Annotated in this window: 31 protein-coding genes; 18 read left to right on the forward strand and 13 right to left on the reverse strand. The window is 59.0% G+C overall.

The annotated features are described in order from the left end of the window. Positions 1–14: 14 nt before the first annotated feature. The 4 genes from NGM28_RS03600 to NGM28_RS03615 all read right to left on the reverse strand — a co-directional run bounded on the left by NGM28_RS03600 (position 15) and on the right by NGM28_RS03615 (position 1,674). Entirely contained in the window at positions 15–653 is a 639-nt protein-coding gene (locus NGM28_RS03600; protein ID WP_252088707.1) for a DUF1281 family ferredoxin-like fold protein, read from the reverse strand. A 55-nt stretch (positions 654–708) separates the two neighbouring features. Beyond that, a complete protein-coding gene (locus NGM28_RS03605) occupies positions 709–900 on the reverse strand; it encodes a hypothetical protein (protein ID WP_252088708.1) in 192 nt (63 codons plus the stop codon). A gap of 43 nt (positions 901–943) precedes the next feature. Further along, positions 944–1,213, reverse strand: a complete 270-nt coding sequence (locus NGM28_RS03610) for a hypothetical protein (protein ID WP_252088709.1) — start codon at positions 1,211–1,213, stop codon at positions 944–946. Between the two features lie 80 nt (positions 1,214–1,293). Continuing rightward, positions 1,294–1,674 (reverse strand): hypothetical protein, encoded by a 381-nt coding sequence (locus tag NGM28_RS03615; RefSeq protein ID WP_252088710.1) that lies wholly within the window; start codon positions 1,672–1,674, stop codon positions 1,294–1,296. Between the two features lie 89 nt (positions 1,675–1,763). Between NGM28_RS03615 and NGM28_RS03620 the strand changes: the two genes are divergently transcribed. Continuing rightward, positions 1,764–2,210 carry a hypothetical protein gene (locus NGM28_RS03620; protein WP_252088711.1) on the forward strand — a complete coding sequence of 149 codons (447 nt, stop codon included), beginning with the start codon at positions 1,764–1,766 and terminating at the stop codon, positions 2,208–2,210. Here the strand turns inward: NGM28_RS03620 and NGM28_RS03625 are convergent. The 4 genes from NGM28_RS03625 to NGM28_RS03640 all read right to left on the reverse strand — a co-directional run bounded on the left by NGM28_RS03625 (position 2,199) and on the right by NGM28_RS03640 (position 4,962). Beyond that, positions 2,199–3,149, reverse strand: a complete 951-nt coding sequence (locus NGM28_RS03625) for a phosphoadenosine phosphosulfate reductase domain-containing protein (RefSeq protein WP_252088712.1) — start codon at positions 3,147–3,149, stop codon at positions 2,199–2,201. The genes NGM28_RS03620 and NGM28_RS03625 overlap by 12 nt on opposite strands. A 120-nt stretch (positions 3,150–3,269) precedes the next feature. Further along, positions 3,270–3,833, reverse strand: coding sequence for a DUF1003 domain-containing protein (locus tag NGM28_RS03630; RefSeq protein ID WP_252088713.1), 564 nt, complete (start codon positions 3,831–3,833; stop codon positions 3,270–3,272). Between the two features lie 104 nt (positions 3,834–3,937). Next, a complete protein-coding gene (locus NGM28_RS03635; protein ID WP_252088714.1) occupies positions 3,938–4,354 on the reverse strand; it encodes a hypothetical protein in 417 nt (138 codons plus the stop codon). A 14-nt stretch (positions 4,355–4,368) separates the two neighbouring features. Beyond that, complete coding sequence (locus NGM28_RS03640; RefSeq protein ID WP_252088715.1) at positions 4,369–4,962, reverse strand: hypothetical protein; 594 nt, start codon at positions 4,960–4,962, stop codon at positions 4,369–4,371. Here NGM28_RS03640 and NGM28_RS03645 point away from each other — a divergent pair. After that, entirely contained in the window at positions 4,961–5,296 is a 336-nt protein-coding gene (locus tag NGM28_RS03645; protein WP_252088716.1) for a hypothetical protein, read from the forward strand. The two genes, NGM28_RS03640 and NGM28_RS03645, sit on opposite strands and share 2 nt — an antisense overlap. Here the strand turns inward: NGM28_RS03645 and NGM28_RS03650 are convergent. Beyond that, positions 5,293–5,640, reverse strand: coding sequence for a hypothetical protein (locus NGM28_RS03650; RefSeq protein ID WP_252088717.1), 348 nt, complete (start codon positions 5,638–5,640; stop codon positions 5,293–5,295). The two genes, NGM28_RS03645 and NGM28_RS03650, sit on opposite strands and share 4 nt — an antisense overlap. 115 nt (positions 5,641–5,755) lie before the next feature. Here NGM28_RS03650 and NGM28_RS03655 point away from each other — a divergent pair, with 115 nt between their 5' ends. Beyond that, entirely contained in the window at positions 5,756–6,268 is a 513-nt protein-coding gene (locus tag NGM28_RS03655; RefSeq protein WP_252088718.1) for a hypothetical protein, read from the forward strand. Between the two features lie 84 nt (positions 6,269–6,352). On the opposite strand, the gene NGM28_RS03660 is transcribed toward NGM28_RS03655, so the two are convergent. From NGM28_RS03660 to NGM28_RS03670, 3 genes are all read right to left on the reverse strand, one after another. After that, entirely contained in the window at positions 6,353–6,622 is a 270-nt protein-coding gene (locus tag NGM28_RS03660; protein WP_252088719.1) for a hypothetical protein, read from the reverse strand. Between the two features lie 20 nt (positions 6,623–6,642). Further along, entirely contained in the window at positions 6,643–7,026 is a 384-nt protein-coding gene (locus NGM28_RS03665; protein WP_252088720.1) for a helix-turn-helix domain-containing protein, read from the reverse strand. Positions 7,027–7,918: 892 nt separating this feature from the next. Further along, complete coding sequence (locus tag NGM28_RS03670) at positions 7,919–8,647, reverse strand: XRE family transcriptional regulator (protein WP_217847485.1); 729 nt, start codon at positions 8,645–8,647, stop codon at positions 7,919–7,921. A gap of 103 nt (positions 8,648–8,750) precedes the next feature. Between NGM28_RS03670 and NGM28_RS03675 the strand changes: the two genes are divergently transcribed. The 8 genes from NGM28_RS03675 (at position 8,751) to NGM28_RS03710 (ending at position 13,086) form a co-directional block, all read left to right on the forward strand. After that, positions 8,751–9,029 (forward strand): helix-turn-helix transcriptional regulator, encoded by a 279-nt coding sequence (locus NGM28_RS03675; RefSeq protein ID WP_082337787.1) that lies wholly within the window; start codon positions 8,751–8,753, stop codon positions 9,027–9,029. Between the two features lie 162 nt (positions 9,030–9,191). Continuing rightward, on the forward strand, positions 9,192–9,920 hold the full coding sequence (locus NGM28_RS03680; RefSeq protein ID WP_252088913.1) for a helix-turn-helix domain-containing protein: 729 nt from the start codon (positions 9,192–9,194) through the stop codon (positions 9,918–9,920). Beyond that, entirely contained in the window at positions 9,917–10,600 is a 684-nt protein-coding gene (locus NGM28_RS03685) for a replication protein P (protein ID WP_252088721.1), read from the forward strand. The genes NGM28_RS03680 and NGM28_RS03685 overlap by 4 nt, the downstream gene beginning before the upstream one ends. Further along, the gene (locus NGM28_RS03690; protein ID WP_252088722.1) at positions 10,597–10,809 is read left to right on the forward strand and encodes a hypothetical protein; all 213 of its coding nucleotides are present in this window, start codon (positions 10,597–10,599) and stop codon (positions 10,807–10,809) included. The genes NGM28_RS03685 and NGM28_RS03690 overlap by 4 nt, the downstream gene beginning before the upstream one ends. Continuing rightward, a complete protein-coding gene (locus tag NGM28_RS03695; protein ID WP_241412580.1) occupies positions 10,791–11,087 on the forward strand; it encodes a DUF1364 domain-containing protein in 297 nt (98 codons plus the stop codon). Before NGM28_RS03690 ends, NGM28_RS03695 begins: the two co-directional genes overlap by 19 nt. Further along, positions 11,084–12,385, forward strand: coding sequence for a tyrosine-type recombinase/integrase (locus NGM28_RS03700; RefSeq protein WP_252088723.1), 1,302 nt, complete (start codon positions 11,084–11,086; stop codon positions 12,383–12,385). Before NGM28_RS03695 ends, NGM28_RS03700 begins: the two co-directional genes overlap by 4 nt. Then, on the forward strand, positions 12,382–12,699 hold the full coding sequence (locus NGM28_RS03705; protein WP_104444119.1) for a hypothetical protein: 318 nt from the start codon (positions 12,382–12,384) through the stop codon (positions 12,697–12,699). Before NGM28_RS03700 ends, NGM28_RS03705 begins: the two co-directional genes overlap by 4 nt. A 3-nt stretch (positions 12,700–12,702) precedes the next feature. After that, positions 12,703–13,086 (forward strand): antiterminator Q family protein, encoded by a 384-nt coding sequence (locus tag NGM28_RS03710; RefSeq protein ID WP_104444118.1) that lies wholly within the window; start codon positions 12,703–12,705, stop codon positions 13,084–13,086. Positions 13,087–13,158: 72 nt separating this feature from the next. On the opposite strand, the gene NGM28_RS03715 is transcribed toward NGM28_RS03710, so the two are convergent. After that, on the reverse strand, positions 13,159–14,364 hold the full coding sequence (locus NGM28_RS03715; protein WP_252088724.1) for a PAS domain-containing sensor histidine kinase: 1,206 nt from the start codon (positions 14,362–14,364) through the stop codon (positions 13,159–13,161). Positions 14,365–15,602: 1,238 nt separating this feature from the next. On the opposite strand from NGM28_RS03715, the gene NGM28_RS03720 reads away from it, so the two are divergent. The 7 genes from NGM28_RS03720 to NGM28_RS03745 are packed head-to-tail and all read left to right on the forward strand — an operon-like array spanning position 15,603 to position 20,311. Continuing rightward, positions 15,603–15,926 (forward strand): phage holin, lambda family, encoded by a 324-nt coding sequence (locus NGM28_RS03720; RefSeq protein ID WP_252088725.1) that lies wholly within the window; start codon positions 15,603–15,605, stop codon positions 15,924–15,926. Positions 15,927–15,929: 3 nt separating this feature from the next. Continuing rightward, positions 15,930–16,310 carry an HNH endonuclease gene (locus NGM28_RS28780; protein ID WP_502943819.1) on the forward strand — a complete coding sequence of 127 codons (381 nt, stop codon included), beginning with the start codon at positions 15,930–15,932 and terminating at the stop codon, positions 16,308–16,310. Further along, positions 16,210–16,677, forward strand: a complete 468-nt coding sequence (locus NGM28_RS03725; protein ID WP_252088726.1) for a hypothetical protein — start codon at positions 16,210–16,212, stop codon at positions 16,675–16,677. The genes NGM28_RS28780 and NGM28_RS03725 overlap by 101 nt, the downstream gene beginning before the upstream one ends. Positions 16,678–16,713: 36 nt before the next feature. Next, positions 16,714–17,190: a phage terminase small subunit P27 family gene (locus NGM28_RS03730; RefSeq protein ID WP_252088727.1), complete on the forward strand. Its 477-nt coding sequence runs from the start codon at positions 16,714–16,716 to the stop codon at positions 17,188–17,190. Positions 17,191–17,198: 8 nt separating this feature from the next. Then, entirely contained in the window at positions 17,199–18,935 is a 1,737-nt protein-coding gene (locus NGM28_RS03735) for a terminase large subunit (protein WP_252088728.1), read from the forward strand. A 9-nt stretch (positions 18,936–18,944) separates the two neighbouring features. Continuing rightward, positions 18,945–19,088, forward strand: a complete 144-nt coding sequence (locus tag NGM28_RS03740) for a hypothetical protein (RefSeq protein WP_178082049.1) — start codon at positions 18,945–18,947, stop codon at positions 19,086–19,088. Then, positions 19,085–20,311, forward strand: coding sequence for a phage portal protein (locus tag NGM28_RS03745; RefSeq protein ID WP_252088729.1), 1,227 nt, complete (start codon positions 19,085–19,087; stop codon positions 20,309–20,311). Before NGM28_RS03740 ends, NGM28_RS03745 begins: the two co-directional genes overlap by 4 nt. Positions 20,312–20,314: the final 3 nt, after the last annotated feature.

Below are 20,314 nucleotides of genomic sequence, written 5' to 3' on the forward strand. Positions count from 1 at the left end.
TGGCGGCAGGTTGGTTATTCGTCGTCATTCCAGCCTTTGACTTCCATGGCGAAAGCCCGCCACTTTGTCTGCTCGGCTTCGGTCATGCCGTCCCATGGGCCGGCGCAGTCTTGCTCTACCAGCTCGCCGCCCTTGAGTTTCAGCGTGCCGCAGTTGCTGCCGATGTCCTCGTCGGCGAACACGACCGTGATTTCCTCGGCTGGGTGCAGGGCGGATAGCGCCTTGAAGATGGGCATGGGCGTGTTCCAGGCTGTATCGAACGAAAGGCACATACCTTCGAGGTCGACCTTCTGCTGGTACGCATTCCACTTGGTGCCCCAGGCTTGACGACCGAAGTCCATGTCATGCAGGTGGCCGCACTTACGGTGGTTGCGCAGCATCTCCACGAACTGCTCGAAGCTTTCATCGCTGAGCTTCGTCACAGACGAGGTCTCGCGGCTGTGCCGCTGCATGCTGGAAAGCATTGGGTGGCTGCTAAGTGGCAGATTGATTGCGGCCTCTGCAGCGGTTTCTGCCGCACCGCAAATCATGTCCCAAGAGAAATCGCCCTCAAATTTGATGAGTACTCTGAAGTCGATGTGACCTTCTTCGTTGATCATCGAGGCGAGCACGTGAGCTGGCGCGCTTACTTTGTTGGTGATGTGGTTTGGCATGGCAATAGCTCTCCATGCCCGCGCATGTCGGCGGGCTTGAGTAGTTGGGGAGGGGTTACTCTCTGTACTGTTTGCGGATACGGCGGGCGATGGCGCGTAAGTCGCCGTCCATCTCGAACATCTCGTTGTTGTCGCGACGCGAGACGACCCCGGATCTGGTGACGTTGCGACCGCCAAGGATCCAGGCGGCCAGCAGGATCAGCGCCGACTCAAGCTGGCGCCGCAGCCAGCCTGTATGCGGGATCATCGCGGCGCCCGATAGATCAGGTAGGCCATGTAGGCGAGGGCAATCATGATGCTGCCTGCTTTGATGGTGGCCAGAATGCGTATTCCCCTGATGGCAGCTCGTCGGTCACGTCGTGGCCGGCCCACTCAAGAAACTTGCCAATCGGCATGCGCGGATAGTGCCGCCCAGGTGCCACCGATGGTCCGTCGTACTGGACCTCATCCACGCCGACATAGATGACGGTTCGATCATTGACCAGACCGCAGCTGCGCACGCACGCGGGTTTCTTGCCGCGATAGGTGCGGCCACGCTCCAGTTTGAGTATTTCAGGCATGACGATTCCTTGGCTGCCATATCGCGGCAGTGAATAGAGGGGAGAGGGGTTACAGCTGGGTGGAGTACAAATGTGCTCCTTCAGGATTTCCCGAGCAATACATCGGCATCCATCAAGGCCTGGCAGGCAGGGCAATCGTTGTCACGTGCGGCATAGCCTTCGACCTCGTCGGGGCAGGAGCCGTTGTTGACGTGGCAAACGTGGCGGGCGCTGATCGTGCGGAGCCTTTCGATCAACTCGTCACGCTCCGTCAGGTCAGTCTGCAGCTGGTCGCACAACCTGCACTTGGTCAGCACCATCTGCGTCGGCTTCGGGGCAGCCAGCATCGCTTGCATGGCTCGCTCGCCGAGCTTCACTATCTGTGGATCGTATGTGCGGAGCTTGGATTCGGCCTCGATGGCCCGACGTTTCCAAGTGACGAGGTCACAAAGCTCATCGTCTTCGACTGGCACGCGGGCCAAGGATTGGTTTTCTGTGTGAATGGGGATACCTCAATCTATTGCGCGATGATGTAATGCCGCTTTACTGGGAAAACTAACTGGGGGCGGCTTTGCGAACGACGTGGTTAGAAAGGATTTCGGTAGGGCTCTCATCAGGGATTCTGGTTGCCGGAGTCTGGGCCGGCTTCGCCCATGATGCCTTGTGGCTAAACCGTTGCGGATCACTGATCATCGTCATTGGTGTTGCAGTTGCAGCCTTCAAGTTGAACGACATACTTCGGCAACAAATCGAGCGGCTTAGGGAAAAGCATGAGCCCGAGCAGCTGAAGCAGCTCGAGGATGCGTGGGAGAAATTCTGGGGTGGCCCTCTAGATCCTTCATTCAAAGCGAAGCTTCTCGAAGGCGTTAGGTCTAAGACTGAAGAGGTCTTTGGAGCCTACATAAAGCGTAGAGTCGAGCGTGTTCGAAATGTTGAGATCAGTCTTCTGATACTCGGAACCTTGGTAAATGGCTTCGGCGATTGGCTAATTGGATTGATCAATCCGCTATTCGCATAGGCCATAGGCTGAAGAGCATTTCTGTTTGCTGTCGGTACGCGCTATCAGGTCGACCATGTCGAACTGGCGTCCGCCGCGTGACGTGTTTGCCCAGTCCACCATGCGGTCAATGCCGTGTGTTTCGGCGCTGACCTTATCCTCGGAGCGCACCGTGGGGGCGGTGACAGTGGCGAAAAATGTGGCTGCGCCTCTCTTGCTGGCGATACTCACCAGACGCTCCCACTCGCGCACCCTGGCGACTTCCTCTGGCCACCTGGTGGCAATCTCGCGCAGCTCATCCTTAGCGCACATAATGCAGGGCATGCAGCCGACGCGGTTGCACCCTTGCAGATACAGCGGGTTTGGCTTGATGCCTGCAGCCCGGTGCGCCTCGAACACCGAATCCACCGTCCATTTCAGAATGGGGCGGTAGTTGAACAGGCCTCCGCCGACTTCGTCGCACTCGGGCAGGTATCGCCGGGCCAGCGACTCATCAGCTCGCACGCCCTGCCAAGACAGCACCAGGTTGTCGCTGGACATCAGCGGCAGGAACACCTTCTCAATGATCGGGTTTCGCTTGAGTTCATCAGTGCAGAATCGCGCCTTGGTGCTGGGGAAGCGGCCCTTCCAGAGGCGCATGTCGAGGAAGGGGTTGCCGGTGGGGTGGAGCACCTCCAGGGCAGACAGCGCCACCGCCTCGGGCACTCCCTTCTCGCGCCACTTCGTTTCGATGAACTTGCGCTTGCCAGCAATCTGTCGAGCAAAGTCGGCCTTTACCCAGCGGATCGGCACTCCAACGGCCTCGGCCAGATAGTGCACGTAGTCATAGGTGGCCGGGTGTTCGTGCCCAGTATCTGCGAAGACGGCGCTGAGGTTCGGCACCTCCAGCTCGCGGGCGACCAGCAGAGTGGCCGTGCTGTCTTTACCGCCGCTCATGCTGACGATGTTGTATTCGGCCATCGTGTGGTCCTTGCATGCAGGCGCCGCCCTCGCCGGGGTGGCGTGATTCGTTGAATGGGGAAGTGTGCTGAAGGGCGCTGGGGAGATAATGCTTTTTGAAAGTGATGGGAGATGGGATTTCTAGTTGTTCTGCGTAGGCGCTTTCTCTGCTGAAGTAAGCAAGTGCGAGTGGATCTGTGAAGTTAGGACTTCGATTCTTTCACTCATTTGCTTTGTTACTTCCGTAAGAAGTGTATTTTGCTCTAACAGTTGCAGAAGCTGCTTGCTGTGCATCTCTGCGTCCCGCTGCCGTCGTTGATTGGCCATGGCAATTGCCTCTCGATGTCGCGCGTCTGCTTCGGAGGTTGCTTTGTCACGGTCGGCTTGGCGGGTTTGAGCCAGAAGAATTAGAGGGGCCGCGTATGCTGCCTGCAGACTGAACGCTAGATTCAGTAGAATGAAAGGGTAGGGATCGAACGCTGACAGCCCCGATAGACTGATACCTATCCAAATCAGTACTACTAGTGATTGAGACCCCAGAAACAACGGCGTGCCAAAGAAGCGGGCGAAAGCTTCGGCCCTGCGAGCAAATGCATCGTTACCAAACGGGTGGTGCATATGTTCATGGGCACGGTGAAACCTGAGATGGTCGACGTTTTCAGGAGCTTCATGTGGGTTAGGCTGATCAGAGATTAACGGGTCCATCTGCGGGCTCCGTGGCTGCTAGTCGTGTCAAGTCTAGACCAGCCCGCCAGCACTCCCAGCAGGCGTACCTGTTAGCGAGTATGCGTTATCGTAACGCAGTAGGCTCAGGCCGCAGCGCGCACCCTAAAGGTCAACATGGCAGTAGCGTCGTCGTTGAAGCACTCGGCCAGCTCTTGATAGGCCCGGTACTTGGCCTGGCTGCGAGTGGCTGCCCACACGCGCCGAACGTAATGGCGCGCATCGCCGAGCATGTACTTCACATCGTCCCAGTCGTACATTCCGTTGGTGATCACCTCCCACTCCTTGAGCGGCAACGTCTTAGCCATCTCGCCGTACACCATCTCCCAGGTGGGGTGATAGTTGCGGATGCGTTTCTTCGGATCGCTGTCGAGGATGACGCCGATGTACTGGCCACGGTCGGCCATGATGACGCCGGGCTCACCGTTGGCGATCACGCGGCGCCCGATCTCCGCGGGAACGTCGTAGTGGCGGCGGACGTAGTCGCAGTTATAGTTGCTCATGGATCGCTCCTTGCTCAGTCGGCCTCTGCGTTTTCAGTTGGTGGCTTTGGCTGGTAGGTCAGCGTGCCGTCAAGGATGGCGGCCTTGATCGCTTCGAACTCCCAGGCGTAGTACTGCGATTCGACGTAAACCCGCAGCTCGGGGTAGTCGTGCTGCTTACGGCGGATGAAGGCCTCGGCCGCTTCCTTGGTGAAGTGGCTGTTCACGATTTCCCAGTGCTTGTTCCAGCCGGTGACGGTGTGGTCGTCGAGCTCGGCCAGGAACCCCCACTGATCGTCCGTATCCAGTTCAAGGAAATCGCATTCGCGGTCGGCCTGGACCGCCTGGTTGATCTCCTGCCGCTCCTCCTCGTCGAGATCAGCCCAGTATTCTTCAGGGCTGAACCATCTGTTGTCTTCCAAGCAGACCACCAGGCCCTCGGCGTAGTCAGCCTCATAGCCGTAGTCGATGCGCTTCTGCTGCACGGTGAACAGCGCGCAGGCCGTGTGGTGCCACTTCACTCCCTGGCCGTTGCAGTGGTGGCGGAGGCGGGAAACGAAGTCCGCCCAGGTGTCTGCGCTCATCGGGTGACCGGTTGCCAGGCTCGGGCTGGCTTCGGTATCGCTCATGGCTTTCTCCAAGCATGCGCCGCCCTCCGTGCTGGTGGCGGCATTGTGGCAATTTGGGGTGGAATGGGGTAATACAGATGGTCGGCAATCGGGCCGTCTACAGGGAGCAGTAGAAATGGGGAGCGCTATTGAATCATTGGTGCGAGTCGCGACGGCTGGTGGAAGTGTTGTCGTGAGCGGCAACTATGAAGTAGATGGATTGGTTAGAGTTGCCATGGCGCTCAAGACAAAGGGGCAGGGCACGCTCACAATCAAAACATCAAATGCGGCAGTAGACAGCATGGTGCGGATAGCGATGGCAGCGCCTGGACAGGTCGTTTTCGACTTGACCTAGGGCCTGACAATCTCGTCGCCAGGGTTTCGCCTCAGCTCAGCCGTACTAGCCTCTTCGAACTGACGCGCTAGCTTCGGCGAGATGCAAAAGGCTGGCGCGTCAGGTCGTTCAAGTCGGCGCGCCCGCTCATCAGGATCCTGAGCAATCCACGACAGGGCCAGGTCCTGCCAGAGTTCTTGCACCTGGTCGTAGCCGTGGCGCTCGATCTCCGCATTCAGCGCAGCCTTGATCCCTGCGGGCATGTTGAAGAACACCTTCTCGATGCCCAGCTTCGCGGCCTTCGTCTTCTCGCGCTCGCGGTAGTCCGCTGAATGCTTGGCGGCTCCCGTCTTTTGCACGGCCATAGCCGATACCTCTTGATTTGTATGCGCCGCCCTCCGTGCTGGTGGCGGCATGGTGGCAATTTTGGGGGGGGTGGAGTATTACGGGTGACCGGCACTGAGTCGCTAAGGAGGCTACATGGAGCGTTTCAGTAACAGTTTGCGTTCTTCAGTCAATCATCAAGATTGGTACGTTGCGCTTTCGACAGCGTTAACGCTTCCTGATGTTTGCGGTCGGCTAATTGATCCGGCACAGGGCAGCAGCAAGAGATACGCAGCGTGGTTCGATCAATGGGCAGCGCCTTCCTACTCTATTAGGTTGCCAGCTGTCGGGCTTCACTGTTTCCTGAACGGTTCTGATTGCTATGCGTTAAGGTGCAGCTATCTTCATGAAGGTGGGGCTGATATCACTCAACAAAGAGCAAGAAAGGCTCTCGATGATTTTCACTTCATTGTGCCGCCAGTTAATGGAAACTCCATTCACTGCAATAAGATAAACAACACGCTTCAACTGCAAGTTGATTTGTTCTGCTTAGACATCGCCGATGCAGTTGATCGATGGGCTGTCAGCGTCAAGGATAATCAGGAAATCCAGAATCGGATGCGATCATTACTAACGGTCCACAACCGAGTTACTGGGGTTGGCTATTAGGCCCAGCGTTATACTGTGTTGATTAGTGATTCAAACTGCATGTCGGTCAGGCTGCAGCGCGCTGGTCTTGGATCGGTGCGCCAATCATTGCAGGCCACCCCGCTTACTCGCTGCGCCTGCCTCCATCGCATCCACAAACCGCATGGCTGCTCGGTGACTGAAGCAGAAGCCTTTGGTCTTGCCGGTGGCGATCTCGATGATGTGCCAGGCCTTGCCCTTGGCGACCGCCTGGTACAAAGGGCCAGGGGTAGGGGCGGGAAGGCCTATCAGCCCGTAGAACTCGGCAGTAGCCAATAGGGAGCGTGCACGCAGGGCGGCCAGGCCGTCCACGCGCTGTTGCATGGAGTGGTGCATGGGATGATCCTCAGTGGGATTCAGGCGTGGTGCTCGAAGGTCTCGGCCTTACGAACGATTCGAATCTGGGCGGTGCGCCGCTCTGGCGCCCTGCGGTCGCGACGCAGCGGGTCGCTGTCATCGATGACAGAATGCATGGCGATCAGACCGGCGAGGGCGATGCACAGCGGGCTGATGATCTGCCGTCGCATGGCTTCGGCCACGGCGGCTGCTCGACGTGCTACGCCGAGCTTGAACATGGCGTTCTCGATGCGGTTGGCAACAGTGCCCGGAGTGATTTGCATCTGCTGGGCAATCTGTTTAGCGGTCATGCCCTGGGCGACGCCGAGCAATGCTTCCAGCTCGCGGGGAGCCAGCCCTTTGCCAAGGTGGCCTGTCCATGTGCCGCAGGTAATCGTTTCCATGAGTGGTCCTTGGTGGGCTGCATTGGAGAGCCAATCCCGCCTGTCTCCCTGAACCTGTTGATGTAGGGTCGGGAAGGGCTCTCCGATGCAGCCTGGTGCTGGGGAAGACCAGGTGATCGGGCCGCCAGCTTGTGGTGGCGATTTGATAGTTCCCGGATGCTTAGCCACGCCGGGCCGTGGTAGCCTCGCAAGTACCTACAACTGTTGAGGCAAATTTGATGGAACAAAAAAGGCTTGCAGAGCCAAAATGCCCAAGCTGCGCAATCGTCGGTCTTGGACACATCGTGAGCCAGAGGAGCGTGCAGGAAAGCAAGGGTGGCGACGCTTGGTTTGAAGTCGCACACTGCGCTGCCTGCGGGCACGTTTATGGAGTTTTCCCGAAGGTAGTTAATTCACCTTCAATGCCTATGCCCAGCTTCCCCAGAAGGTAAGCCTGCTTGCTCTGCCTGCTGGCTGGCGAGCCTCGCTTTTCGCTCATCCAGCAGGTCGAGCAGTGGCTCTATCAGCCAATAGATGCCTGTGCAAAGCAGTCGTCTCATTTCTTTACTCCCGTTGATTTCCCGTCTGGCCCTGTCACCAAGGCCAGCCAGTGAAATCGGCCGCGACCCTCAACTGGAGTCGGTTGCGCGGCCATCTTCTGGTTATTTGTCCGGCCGCGGCATCAGCCCGCTGGAAAACTGCTTCGGCGCTTTACGCTGCACGCCCAGGGCAGTTGCCACCCCTCTGAACAGTTGAGGCCTGTCCATCGCTGCCTTCGTTGCTGGCCGGTGTCGATCCGGCGAAGGCAAATATCACGTATTGTGTTATTTGGTGTCAACACGAAACGTGATTATTTTTCAGGTGAGCAACAAAAAGCCCGGCATTTAGCCGGGCTTGGTTGGCGAAAGGAGCGCTACCAGAGGACCGAGGACCAGAAGACTTTCCCTAGAATGACGATCTCTTTAGCGACCATCTCTTCTGCGCTGTATTCCTCGTCAGGATGCTCATCACGGTTGAAGCTGCGCATCCTGATTCCACCACCAGGCAAGCGGTATAGGGTTTTCACCCGCAGCTGCCCGCCATGGTTGATTGCGTACATCTTGCCATCGATTACGGTAGTGGCGCCCTGATCAACGCCGACTGTACTTCCATCGGGTAGCACGGGCTCCATGCTATTGCCGCCAACGGTCACACAAACTGCTTCGCTTGGTTGCACGTTCTGTCGGCGAAGGGTGATTTTGCCGAACCGCAATTTGCGCGTATGTGATTGCTCAACAACCGTGCGGCCTCGGCCTGCTGAAAGCTCGACCTCTTTCAGGTAGGGCACGTATACCTCATCTCCATCCAATGGCGTTTCGTCATCCCACACATCAAATGGGCCAATCATCGTCGCGTTTGATTCGACAGCCTCAGCGCCCGCTTCCGGGGCGCTCGGTTTGTAATCCAAGATGATTTCCGACTCATCCACACCAATCGCATGTGCGATTAGGCGCAGATCCGCGAGAGATGGCTCCCGCGTATCAGTTTCGTAGTTGCCCACCCGTGATTGGGATTTCCAGCCGCAGGCAGTCGCCAGCGCGGCCTGGGAGAGCCCGGCGGCCTTGCGGTGGCGTTTGATGCGTTGTCCGAGGGTCTCTTTCATAGCCGTGATTGTAATCACGTTACGAAATACCTCGCTTTCACTCTTCGTGATTGAAAATAACACGTTACGTGTTTATCCTGGGGTCCAGTCAAGAGGAACCCCTATGAACCACGTTCGACAGATCCGAAAGGGGGCGGGAATCAGTCAGGCCAGTCTCCGGCGAAAGCTCGATTGGAACCAATCACGGCTCGCCAATTATGAGGCGGGGCGGAGGGCCCCAGGGCTGGAAGAGGCAAGACAGATCGTCTCGGCCCTAAATCAACTTGGAGCGACTTGCGCCCTGGATGATGTTTTCCCTGTTTCAGCCGGAGGTCTGACGCCAAGTGGTGCAGATTCTGATCTAGCCAGCCTTGTGCGAGTAGATGGCCAAAACACCTGCTAATTCATCCAGTACCCAAATCGCGGGCATAAAAAAACCGGGTGGCAGCCCGGCTTTCTCAACTTCTGAATCGGGATCAATTATGCATTTCTCCAATGCTGCGCGCAATGCTGCGCCTGTCGCTCTATGTCTATCGCAATGGTGGCAAGCGTGAGCGTACAAGCTATGACCTGGGCACTCGCCATTCCCAAAGCTGCACTTGAGAATCCTGCAGCCCGCCATGTCCTGCTCTGCCTGGCCAACTACGCAGGCAGCGATGGAAGAGGGGCATTCCCTTCTGCTGCGACTCTCTCCGACGACACTGGCCTTTCTGAGCGAACCGTGCGGTTGAAGCTGGATGAGCTCGCCCAGGCCGGTTGGATCGCTGAGGGTAACCAGGCAATTGCTGCCGCCCATATCGATCGCCGCGACCGTCGCCCCGTCGTTTACGACCTGCTGCTTAAGCGGGGTGCATCTGCTGCACCTCGTCCTGAACGGGGTGCAGGAAACGGCACGGGGTGCAGCTCCCAGCAGAACGGGGTGCAGCTCACGACCGAACGGGGTGCAGGAGCTGCACCCAATCCGTCATTGAACCAATCTACTCTCTCTCAGCGCGAGCCATTCGCAATGTCCCTCGACTGGGAACCGAATCCGGAACTGCTGAAAGCCTATGCCCGTCGTGCAGGTCTGACCCTGGATCAGTTCAACGCGGTTGCCATATCCGGCTTCGTGCTCCACCACGATGCCAAGGGCGTGGCCCAAACCGAAAAGCAGTGGTTGGCCGCTCTGGTCAGCTGGGTCAAATCCGATCTCGCCCGTGCTGCCCGCTCGCCTATTGTTCGCACCGGCGCATCGCAGCGCTCCAGTTTTGATGACGATGACACGTCGTGGATCGTGGAAGGGGGCAGCCAGTGAATCAGGTTGCAACCGTGGCCCATGGCTTGTGGGCAAAGGTCCAGGCTGGCCAATACGTGCCCTCGGATTACTCGCTGCCTGCCGACGTGAAGGCCGAGCTCAATCGCAAAACTGCTGGGGTGATCAACGACCTGTTCCGCGATCTGCGCACGATCTGCAGCGCCTGGAAGCAGGCATGGCCGGATGAAGCGACGTATAAGGCGGCCAAGCAGCAGTGGCTAACCGCGTTTCTTGAGGCTGGCATCAACACGCCGGAGCAACTGCAGTTCGGTTTGATGCGCTGCCGGCAATCCGGCCGTGAGTTCATCCCGGCGCCCGGGAAGTTTATCGAGTGGTGCCAGCCTTCGCCGGAAATGCTGGGTCTTCCCCCGCTGGCTGCTGCCTTCCGTGAGGCGTGCCGTAACGTGCATCCCGCCATGGCAGGGAAGGGCAAGTGGACCCATGACGCGGTCTGGCATGCCGCCAAGGAAAGTGGTTTCGAGAACCTGAACAAGCTGGCTACCGATGTGAGCGCCAAGCTGTTCGAACGCAACTACACGATTGCCGTTCGGCGCCTGGTCGCAGGTGAGCCGCTCCAGAGAATGCCGCTGGCTCTCCCTGCGGAGGTGCCAGGCCAGCGCACGCCAAAAGTAGGGAATGAAGCCCTGGCGGCGATCCGATCCAGGATGCTCGGCCGATGATCGAGCTTCCCGCACCTGACCTCACCGAATACCGATACGCGCTGTACTGCCGCTCCGACCTGTTCGGGCTCTCCAGTACCTCGCATCCACCCATTGCGCTCTATCGCGACGAAGCTTCGGCCGTCGCGCATGGCCAACTCATGTGGTCGAGCGCTTTCACCGTCATTGACCTTCATGGAGAAGACAGCCCATGCGGCAATCGAAGCTGACCAAGGCCGCACGCGGCCGGGAGTGCCAAGTGCGCATTCCCGGGGTGTGCAATGGCAATCCAGAAACCACCGTGCTTGCGCATTACCGCATGGCGGGCACTTGCGGCGTCGGCATGAAACCACACGACATGCAGGGCGCTTGGGCCTGCAGCGCCTGCCATGACGCCTGTGATGGCCGTAGCCGCGATGTCGACCGCGACACAGCGCGGCAATACCACGCCGAGGGCGTGATGCGTACCCAGGCCTCTTTGATCAATGAGGGGGTGCTGATCGCATGAGTGCGACCCGGGAAGTGAAGTTCAGCGAGGCCGAAGTTCGCCGGCAGGCTGCCGACAAGGCCGTACGCGACCTGCGCGACCCTCGTCACCCTGGCCTGTACCTGCGGTTCTGGATCACTCGCGAGCGCGGCACGTGGCACCTGGTGCGCGGCAGGAAGTGGGTGCCGGTCGCACGTTGGCCCGACTTGGGCGTTGCAGCGGTGATTGCCGAACTGCCCGCGCTGCGTCGGCGCCTGCTGCGAGATCCGGCCACCGCGCCCGTGGCGTCCGGCATGGGTACCGTGGGCCAGCTGCTGGACTGGTACGGCGACCGGATGGCCCGCGACCGCTCGTTGTCAGCGAAGCGCAAGGCAGGCGCACGGTCTGCCATCGCTCAGCACTTGAAACCGCGACTGGCGGATCTGGCCCTGACGGACGTGAGTGCCGACTCTCTCGACAAGCAACTGATGTGGCCGGCTCAGGCCGATGTGTCGCTCTCGTATCTGCGGCAGATGTTCGCCCTGTTGCTGACCGCCTTCCGCCAGGCCTTGAAACTGGGCCTGATCGACGGGAACCCCATGGCCGGGATGCGCTTCAACGACTTTACCAAGGCCAAGATCCTGCCGAAGGCGGCGCGCCTGCGTGACGTGCAGCTACCCGAGCTGATGCAGCAACTGGCTCACGCCTTCGACGCGACCCCCAGTGACGCCATGCTGGCCCTGATGATGCTGGCCCATGGCACCCGAATCGGTGAGACCCGTGTGGCGCGGTGGGCTGATGTCTCGTTGGCGGCGGCCGAGTGGTTCATCCCTGCGGCGAACACCAAGACCCGCACCGAGCACCGCTTGCCTCTGACCGCCCAGCTGCAAGCACTGCTGACCCGGTACCGGGCGATTCAGCAGGCTCAGGGTTACCAAGGTGCCTACCTGTTCCCGAGTCGACGCGGGCTGCCGCTTAGCGAGACGCAGGCCAGTGCCGTCTTCACCCGGTTGGGGCAGGGCGCCTGGACCAGTCACGACCTACGCAAGGTGTCCCGCAGCACCTGGACCGACCTCGGCATCGACGGCCACATCGGCGAGATGCTGCTGAATCACTCGCTGGGCAAGATCGCCAGCACCTACATCCACACCCAGGCCATGCAGCAGCGCCGGGCAGCCCTGGAGAAGTGGCACACCTGGTTAGACGGCATTGGCTTCGGTGCCATTCACGGCCTTACAGAGGCCTTATCCGAGATTTCTCATAACGGCGCGCAGCCCGCTAATGGCGGGGCTTCGAGCGACCTTACCGAATTTGTTACTAGCGAGGATTCGAAAGCATGAAAAAGAGCCACGGACCGGCCCTGAAGAAGCCGGTGATTGAGCTGGCTCAATGCCCTGAATGCCGTGGGAGAGGGCTTATCAAGGGGGTGTTTTACGAGCTGTCATGCGAACGCTGCAACGCCTCGGGCTGGGTGGCGGCTTCAACCGGCGAGGCCTTGGCCCTGAATGACCTGGTGACCCAGCTCAGCATGAGGCTGCAAGCGGCGACACGGCAGATCGAGCAGTTGAGGATGGCGCGGGCCACGGGGCCAGCGGCCGGGTATCAGGAAAGCAACCGGCTCGGCGCTGGTGGCACCAATTACACTGGGGACTGAAGGATGAACATTAGGAAACCGTTGCATCGCCCATTGGGGGACACTGAATACATGCTTGAACAATGGGGTTGGTGGCGGATGGAAGGCATGGGAATACCCGGCTACACGTCGCCAGCTTTTGCCCTGATGCGCGATCATTTGCCGTCGGCTTCCAAGACATTTTCGATTACTGATGAACTGGCTATGACGGTCGACGGAGCCGTGGCTCGCTTGTGCCGGCGTGATCAGCAGATGGGGGATATGGTCTGGCTTTACTATGGTGCCAAGTGGCCTGCCATACGAGTGGGGCGGCATTATGGTTGCAGCGAGATGAAGGCTCGCGAACTCATCAAGGCGGGTGTAGCCTGGATCGATTGTGTGCTGGAAGCTAGTCGGGAAGCAGCATGACTACGTTCTGTGGGAGGGAAAGTCTACTGCGGAATACGGAGCCTTCTTGCCTTTTTGGGCCGGTACTCAGACCTAGTCATTAGGTGGTTCTGCTGAGTGGTCCAGAGTCGTCAGTGTGGGGAATGACGCAGTGAACGTCGTGCCTTTCTCTGCGGAGGAGGTCACGATCACTTCCCCGGAATGAGCTCTCACTATTTCGCGCACGATGAAAAGACCCAGCCCGATGCTTCGGAGGCCTGCATTGTCATGGCTTCCACGTATCATGGGTTCGAACAGATCCTTGATCAGCTCTTCGGGGATCGGCGTGCCTAGGTTGTGGACGGCGAGAATTACCTCCTCATCAGAAATGCGGGATTCTACGGTCACGCTGCCGTTGGGTGCGCCGTAGGCGATAGCGTTGGCAATCAAATTCCCAAGAAGCTGATAGAGCCGGTCGCTGTCCGCGCTGAACTCTCCTTGCCCAGCGATCTGGTGGATGAGTTCGTGGCCTGGGAAAACTAACCGTAGTTCTTCCAGGCACTCCTCCACCAGCATGTGCAGATCGACGGGCTCCCTTGTCACCGCGATGCCACGTCCAACCTGTACCAACGTAAAGTCGAGCAGGTCCGCCACCAGACGCTGTGCCCGGCCTACCGAATGCGTGATGTGGCCTACGGTCTGCAACGTCTTGGAATCTAGGTGCTTGCGTGCCAGTAGGTTGGCAGCCATTTTGATTGCGGCCAATGGGTTTCGTAGGTCATGGCTAACGATGCCTATCATCTGTTCCGCAAATAGGGCCCTGTCTTCCGCTGCCGCATAGGTCAGCCGCAACTTGCCCTGGGCCACGTCCAGGGCTCGCTGGGATTTCAGGTGGTTTGCCAGGTGCCGCTCTGCGAGCATGCGAGCATTGAGCAGCTCTCGTTCATATCGGTTGCGGTCTCGCGTCTTGAAAAGCGTTAGCTCGTGAAAAATACCGCTTGCATGCTCGCACCTGATGCCGTTGAGCATCATTGAAATGAGGTGGCCATCTCGGTGAACGAGGTCGAACTTCACATCTGAAATTGCTCCCTGTACATGCATGAGTGGGAGCCAATGGGTCTGGTGGAAGGCGCGCGCCTCATCGCTCATCAAGGTCTGAATTTGACGATTCAAAAGCTCCTGTTTGGAGTACCCGATCCAGCGGCAAAAGGTCAGATTGACCCTCTTGATAGCGCCGCCTTCCGCCGTCAGCAACAATCCACAGGCGGCATCGTCGAAGAAAATATCGCTGCTGGGTATCGAATCGCTCTCTTCTGCCATGGCGGCAATCACCCTGTGTGGGACATTATCCTGATGACTTTCAACAAGAAATTATAGCCTGCGCCTCGACGTGAAACGCTTTAGAGGAATATTTTGCTACGCTCGTTAATTGGTATTTTCTATTTTTGCCGGTGGTCCGATAAATAATTTCTTGGTCTTAATAAGCGCATACTCAATATAGCTCAGGACTTCTGAGCATTGAGAGGTGTGTATGACCAGAGAAGGGAATAATGGCCAGGGTGGCAGGAGACACGGGCAGGGTGACTTGCAAAACGGTCGAGAAGAGGATGCCAAAACAGCTCGCCCCGACGGCCGCAATGAGTACATTGATAAGCGACCATTTCGAGGCGGGCAGAAGCAAGGTCCGCCGGACCCATCGCGGGCATCCAATGCCGAGCGCTATAGCTTTAACGAGCGCCCACTGGAGTAATTGTGAATTTTTTCCATAAGGCTATTTGAAGAGCTTGTTTATGAATTCGCCTATTTCTGGTGATTACCAAAGAGAGAAGCCCAGCCATGCGCTGGGCTTTGCATTTAACGCGATATGCTCAGTTTCGCTGATTGCTGAGCCTTGAGTGGTTGTTTATCTCCAGTGTTCCAGGTTTCAGACAGTCGGTAGGGCGAGAGCGGTGCCCTGTAACAAAGCGACCGGTGGCTTGAAATAAGAACGAACAGGTTGGTGTCGGTAGTCATCAAATTAGGTGTGACATCTGATAATCCACTTGAGGTATGCCGCTATGAGCAGTGATCCAAGAGAACCGGGCGGAAGGAATCCAAATATCGCTACCGAGCCAGACTCGGTGGATGACGACCCACTCATCGATGAGGAAGAGGATCATGAGGAGGTCGAAACGCAGCGTGTAAATCCAGAAGAGGCGGATATGCCACATGAGTAACGCCCGTTGCTTAGGCCAAAGCCCAGCTTCCGCTGGGCTCTTTCATTTGGCTAGCCCGGGACCTCCTGGCCGCTATTCCTTATTCCTCGCCGCGAAAACAAAGGTTGTCCATATGGAATAGCTCTGTTTTCATAGCAGCGTGTCCGGCTGGCAACGCAACGTGACACTGACAGTTCCCAGCCAAGGAGTTGGTGTTTCCATTCTGCGAATGACGCTTCCACGCAGTGGCTGACCCAGCGTCCGACGATCATGCGGTAAGCTCCCGCTTCCGACTTACTTCGAAAGGCTCGCCACTCCGGCGGGCCTTTTTCATTTGCGCTCCCGATAGCGGGAGGAACTGAGATGGCCCATATGCCTGAGAAAGATCCCGGCCTTTGGGCCGCAGCGCTAGCTTGGCTGATAGCGCACCAACCCCAGCTTTCCACTGGCGGCATTGCCGCCGCAGTGGCCATGTTTCGAGTCATTTATGGAGGTGGCCGAGGCCGAAAAGTTCTGCTCGAAGGCGCCATCTGCGGCCTTATAGCAGTAAGCCTGTTGCCAGTGCTGGAGTACTTCGCTCTACCTGCCAACCTTTCGGTCTTCGCCGGTTGCATGGTTGGTTTCATGGGGGTGGATAAGCTGCGTGAGTACTCCGACCGCTTCATGGGCAAGAAGGTGGAGGGCTGATCTATGCCGCCCAAGGCCAAGCGCCCGTGTCGTGTTCCTATGTGTCCCGGCAAAACCGGCGATAGCCACGGTTACTGCACCGCGCATGGCTCGCTTGCAAGTGGTTGGAGCAACCCAAGCCGTGGCACTGCTGAGCAGCGTGGCTATGACTGGGCATGGCGCAAGCTTGCCAAGGCAGTACTCAAACGAGATCGCTATCTGTGCCAGTGCCATGACTGCAATGGTCGGCGACTGCCGGCCACAGAGGTTGACCATCGCATACCGAAGTTCGAAGGGGGAACGAATGACCCATCCAACCTGTCTGCCATCAATGAAAACTGCCACAAGTTCAAAACGGCGGCAGAGTCGGCACGGGCTCGGTCAGGCCGTCCGCCTGGCGCGTGAGGCAATGCGTTTGCGCGAAAGAGCGATCAAGCGCAGCCGAAGTACCGAGCTGATCTGCCATGGTGACTGGCACCTGGATCGAGCGCTGTACTGCTGGAAAAACATTCATAAGCTTGGAATTCCAGAGCTGATTTCGCGTGTTCAACATGAGTTAGTGGCAGCAATTGACGCATACATGCATGCCGCTGACGGAGTGCCAAAGCGTCCGTTTATACATCTGGCTGCCTTAATCGATGGCGAGAGTCTGCGGGCAAAATTAGCGAAAAGTGGTCAAAAATCGGCCAAATTAGGGGGCGGGGCAAAATCCCTACAGCTTTCGTCTCTCTCCACCGATCGCCCAGCCTTTTTCACACACCCGCGAAATTAAAAAAATCGCATTCCAGAAAATCGGGAGGCCTGAACGATGGGGCGACCCGCGAAACCTACCGCCCTCAAGCTGCTGCAGGGCAACCCCGGCAAGCGAAAACTCAAGAAAGACGGCCCCGCGCCGGCGCCGCTGGCGGAAACCCCAGACACCCCGGAGTGGTTGGGGGAATGGGCTGTTGAAATGTGGGGCACCATCGCGCCCTGGCTGACCCAGACCGGGATCATGACCCGCACCGACACGCACAATCTGGCGGTCTTCTGTGCCGCCTATGAGCGGTGGCGGCTGGCCGAGGAAGAAGTGGCCAGCAAGGGCATCACCGTCGTGGACGCCAAGGGCGTGCTCAAGAAAAACCCAGCCTGCACCGTGATCAACGAGGCGCTGCGTCAGTTGGCCAGCTTCGGGGCAGCCCTCGGGCTGGACCCGGCCAGCCGTGCGCGCCTGATGGGCAGCGGCGGGCCGGAGAAACCAGAAAACCCGTTCATCGTGCTCAAAGGAGGGCGGGCCTCGAAGTGAGTTAGGACATGGCCAGCTACCCGAACGTAAACGCGGCGAACAAGTACGCCCGCGACGTGGTGGCCGGCAAGATCCCGGCATGCAAGTACGTGCGTCGGGCCTGTCAGCTCCATCTGGATGACCTGGCCAAGTCGAAGAAGCGCAATTTTCGCTGGACCTTCGACCGCGACACCGCCGAGCAGGTGGCGGTGTTCATTCAGCTGCTGCCTCATGCCAAGGGCAAATGGGCGGCGCTGCGCGAGCTGATCAAGCTTGAGCCGTGGCAGCTGTTCATTTTCTGCAGCATCTTCGGTTGGGTCGACAAGAAGACCCGCCGCCGCCGGTACCGCGAGGTGTACATCGAGGTACCGCGCAAGAACGGCAAGAGCGTGCTGGCTGCCGGCGTCGGCCTGTACATGCTGGTGATGGATGGTGAATTCGGCGCCGAGGTGTATTGCGGGGCGACCACCGAGCGGCAGGCCTGGGAAGTATTCAAGCCGGCGCGGCAGATGGTGCGGCGCACGCCCGAGCTGGTCGAGGCCTTCGGCATCCAGGTCGCGGCGAAAAACCTGTCGGTGATCGGCGACGAAAGCAAGTTCGAACCCCTGATCGGCGACCCCGGCGACGGCCAGTCACCGAGCTGTGCCATCGTGGATGAGTTCCACGAACACACCTCGGCTGCGCTCTACGAAACCATGCTGACCGGCATGGGCGCTCGCGATCAGCCGATGATGTTTGCCATCACCACGGCGGGCTACAACATCGCCGGACCGTGCTACCTGCAGCGCGCCCAGGTGATCGACAAGCTGGAAGGGACGGTGCCGAACGACGAGTTGTTCGGGATCATCTACACAATCGACGAGGACGACGATTGGAAAGACCCGGCGGTCCTGCGCAAGGCCAACCCCAACTATGGCGTCTCGGTCGGGGCTGAGTACCTGCTGAAACGCCAGGCCGACGCAACGCGTTACCCGTCACGGCAAAACGCGTTCAAGACCAAGCACCTCAATATCTGGGTAAGCGCCAAAGAAGCCTGGCTGAATATGGCCGACTGGGAGGCGTGCGGCGATCCTACGCTGACCCTGGACCAGTTCCTGGGCCAGCGCTGTTGGATCGGCATTGACCTGGCCAGTAAGTCGGATATCTGTGCGGTGTCGCTGGTGTTCCTGGACAAGGTGGAGCTGGTCCCAGGCAGCGGCAAGTGGGTCAACCGCTGGACGATCTTCTGCAAGTCGTTTTTGCCCGAAGGCGCGATAGAGCGGGGCGGGCCGAACAAGGCCGCTTACGAGGCCTGGGCCAACGCCGGGTTGCTGGAAGTCTGCGACGGCGAGGAAATGGACTTCGACCTGGTGCGCGACATGGTGGGCGATTTCGCCGCGATGTTCGATGTGCAGGAGGTGGCGTACGACAAATGGCGCGCTACCCAGCTGGCCCACCAGTTGCAGAAGGACGGCGCCGAGGTGGTCGAGATGGGCGGTGGTGTGGCCAGCATGAACCTGCCCATGCGCGAGCTGGAAGCGGCGCTGTTGTCTGGTCGCGTGCGTCACTCCAGTGACCCGGTGCTGGCCTGGCAGGCCGGCAACGTCGTGGTGCGTCCGTACAAGGGCTGCATCACGCCGATGAAGGCCGACGAAGGCAAGACTGACATGCGCAAAATCGACGGCATTGTTGCCGCGTTGATGGCGATGAACCGTGCCATGGTCAGCGAATTTGAGCCGGAAGGGCTGTTGGCCAGCCTGACCGAAGACGACCTATTAGCTATGTGAGCCCCAACAATGAAATGGCTTCCTGAATCTATCGGGACGGCAGGCTTTTGCCTGTTCGTCGCGGGCCTCTACGTCCAGTTCGGGGCGGGGGTGGCCCTGATGGTCGGTGGCGGCCTGATGGTGGCCGGTGCCGCCAAGGCGGTGTGGCGATGATCCTGGGCGCGATGTTCGAGCAGCGCAGCAGCCTGGAAGTGCCCAGCACGCCGATGAACAGCAAGGAGCTGACCGAATACCTGTTCGAAGGGCAGGGCATCAGCGTCAGCCCGGCTTCGGCCATGCGCCTGACGGCGGTGTATGCCTGCATCTACGTGCTGTCCAGCTCCATGGCCCAGCTGCCATTGAGCGTGCTGCGCAAGGTCAACGGGCGGATCCAGGTGGCCACCGACCATCCGGCTCATTACCTGCTGCACGATGAGCCGAATACCTGGCAGACCTCCTACCGCTGGCGGGAAACCAAGCAAGCCCATGTGCTCGGCTGGGGCAACGGCTACACGCGCACGGTGCGCAGTCGCCGCGGTGAATTGTTGTCGCTGGAAATGCACGAGCCGCAACACACCGAGCTGGTGAAGAACGGCAATCGCTGGGTGTATTCGACCCAGGATGAGGACGGCGCGCCGCTGGCCGTGTCACCCGAGGACATGATTCACCTGCGCGCCATCGGCTCGCACCGGCGCATGGGTATCAGCCCCATCCGGCAGAACGCCGACACCATCGGCCTGGGCATGGCCACGGTGCGCTATGGCAAGGAGTTTTTCGAAGGTGGCGGCCGCCCGACTGGGCTGGTCACTGTCAAGGACGGGAAGCTGGATAACGCCAGCTGGGAGCGCCTGAAAACGGTCTGGCGCGCCGCCGTGGAACGGCTCAAACGCTCGGACAACAAGACGCTGCTGTTGCCCGCCGACCTCGATTACAAGGCGCTGACCATTGCGCCCGAGGATGCGCAATTTCTCGAGACTCGCAAGCTGACCCGCAGCGAGATTGCCAGCATCTTCAACGTGCCGGCGCACATGATCAACGACCTGGAAAAGGCCACGTTCTCGAACATCAGCGAACAGGCCATCCAGTTCGTGCGCCATACGGTCATGCCGTGGGTGAAGAACTGGGAGGAAGAAGTTAACCGCCGCGTCTTCACCCGCGCCGAGCGCATGGCCGGCTACTACGTCAAGTTCAACCTGGCTGGCCTGTTGCGCGGCACCCCGAAAGAGCGCGCCGAGTTTTACCGCATCGCCATTCAAGACGGTTGGATGAGCCGCAACGAAGTGCGCGTGCTGGAAGACCTCAACCAGCTGGAAGGCCTCGACTCGATGTTGCTCAACGTCAACACGCAGTTGCTCGGCGCCGACGGCAAGCCGTTACCCGTAACGAAGCAGGAATAACCC

Origin of the sequence: Pseudomonas sp. MWU13-3659, assembly GCF_023757525.1 — a bacterium.
GTDB lineage: Bacteria > Pseudomonadota > Gammaproteobacteria > Pseudomonadales > Pseudomonadaceae > Aquipseudomonas > Aquipseudomonas entomophila_E.

Excerpts from the sequence above, each read along its gene's own strand:
- NGM28_RS03695 (WP_241412580.1), top strand. The coding sequence starts at position 10,791 with ATGCGGCAATCGAAGCTGACCAAGGCCGCACGCGGCCGGGAGTGCCAA.
- NGM28_RS03630 (WP_252088713.1), bottom strand. The coding sequence starts at position 3,833 with ATGGACCCGTTAATCTCTGATCAGCCTAACCCACATGAAGCTCCTGAA.
- NGM28_RS03635 (WP_252088714.1), bottom strand. The coding sequence starts at position 4,354 with ATGAGCAACTATAACTGCGACTACGTCCGCCGCCACTACGACGTTCCC.
- NGM28_RS03700 (WP_252088723.1), top strand. The coding sequence starts at position 11,084 with ATGAGTGCGACCCGGGAAGTGAAGTTCAGCGAGGCCGAAGTTCGCCGG.
- NGM28_RS03715 (WP_252088724.1), bottom strand. The coding sequence starts at position 14,364 with ATGGCAGAAGAGAGCGATTCGATACCCAGCAGCGATATTTTCTTCGAC.
- NGM28_RS03730 (WP_252088727.1), top strand. The coding sequence starts at position 16,714 with ATGGGGCGACCCGCGAAACCTACCGCCCTCAAGCTGCTGCAGGGCAAC.
- NGM28_RS03660 (WP_252088719.1), bottom strand. The coding sequence starts at position 6,622 with ATGCACCACTCCATGCAACAGCGCGTGGACGGCCTGGCCGCCCTGCGT.
- NGM28_RS03735 (WP_252088728.1), top strand. The coding sequence starts at position 17,199 with ATGGCCAGCTACCCGAACGTAAACGCGGCGAACAAGTACGCCCGCGAC.
- NGM28_RS03640 (WP_252088715.1), bottom strand. The coding sequence starts at position 4,962 with ATGAGCGATACCGAAGCCAGCCCGAGCCTGGCAACCGGTCACCCGATG.
- NGM28_RS28780 (WP_502943819.1), top strand. The coding sequence starts at position 15,930 with ATGCCGCCCAAGGCCAAGCGCCCGTGTCGTGTTCCTATGTGTCCCGGC.
- NGM28_RS03605 (WP_252088708.1), bottom strand. The coding sequence starts at position 900 with ATGATCCCGCATACAGGCTGGCTGCGGCGCCAGCTTGAGTCGGCGCTG.
- NGM28_RS03645 (WP_252088716.1), top strand. The coding sequence starts at position 4,961 with ATGGCTTTCTCCAAGCATGCGCCGCCCTCCGTGCTGGTGGCGGCATTG.
- NGM28_RS03665 (WP_252088720.1), bottom strand. The coding sequence starts at position 7,026 with ATGGAAACGATTACCTGCGGCACATGGACAGGCCACCTTGGCAAAGGG.
- NGM28_RS03675 (WP_082337787.1), top strand. The coding sequence starts at position 8,751 with ATGAACCACGTTCGACAGATCCGAAAGGGGGCGGGAATCAGTCAGGCC.
- NGM28_RS03705 (WP_104444119.1), top strand. The coding sequence starts at position 12,382 with ATGAAAAAGAGCCACGGACCGGCCCTGAAGAAGCCGGTGATTGAGCTG.
- NGM28_RS03680 (WP_252088913.1), top strand. The coding sequence starts at position 9,192 with ATGACCTGGGCACTCGCCATTCCCAAAGCTGCACTTGAGAATCCTGCA.
- NGM28_RS03625 (WP_252088712.1), bottom strand. The coding sequence starts at position 3,149 with ATGGCCGAATACAACATCGTCAGCATGAGCGGCGGTAAAGACAGCACG.
- NGM28_RS03690 (WP_252088722.1), top strand. The coding sequence starts at position 10,597 with ATGATCGAGCTTCCCGCACCTGACCTCACCGAATACCGATACGCGCTG.
- NGM28_RS03740 (WP_178082049.1), top strand. The coding sequence starts at position 18,945 with ATGAAATGGCTTCCTGAATCTATCGGGACGGCAGGCTTTTGCCTGTTC.
- NGM28_RS03725 (WP_252088726.1), top strand. The coding sequence starts at position 16,210 with ATGACCCATCCAACCTGTCTGCCATCAATGAAAACTGCCACAAGTTCA.
- NGM28_RS03650 (WP_252088717.1), bottom strand. The coding sequence starts at position 5,640 with ATGGCCGTGCAAAAGACGGGAGCCGCCAAGCATTCAGCGGACTACCGC.
- NGM28_RS03720 (WP_252088725.1), top strand. The coding sequence starts at position 15,603 with ATGGCCCATATGCCTGAGAAAGATCCCGGCCTTTGGGCCGCAGCGCTA.
- NGM28_RS03610 (WP_252088709.1), bottom strand. The coding sequence starts at position 1,213 with ATGCCTGAAATACTCAAACTGGAGCGTGGCCGCACCTATCGCGGCAAG.
- NGM28_RS03745 (WP_252088729.1), top strand. The coding sequence starts at position 19,085 with ATGATCCTGGGCGCGATGTTCGAGCAGCGCAGCAGCCTGGAAGTGCCC.
- NGM28_RS03670 (WP_217847485.1), bottom strand. The coding sequence starts at position 8,647 with ATGAAAGAGACCCTCGGACAACGCATCAAACGCCACCGCAAGGCCGCC.
- NGM28_RS03600 (WP_252088707.1), bottom strand. The coding sequence starts at position 653 with ATGCCAAACCACATCACCAACAAAGTAAGCGCGCCAGCTCACGTGCTC.
- NGM28_RS03710 (WP_104444118.1), top strand. The coding sequence starts at position 12,703 with ATGAACATTAGGAAACCGTTGCATCGCCCATTGGGGGACACTGAATAC.
- NGM28_RS03655 (WP_252088718.1), top strand. The coding sequence starts at position 5,756 with ATGGAGCGTTTCAGTAACAGTTTGCGTTCTTCAGTCAATCATCAAGAT.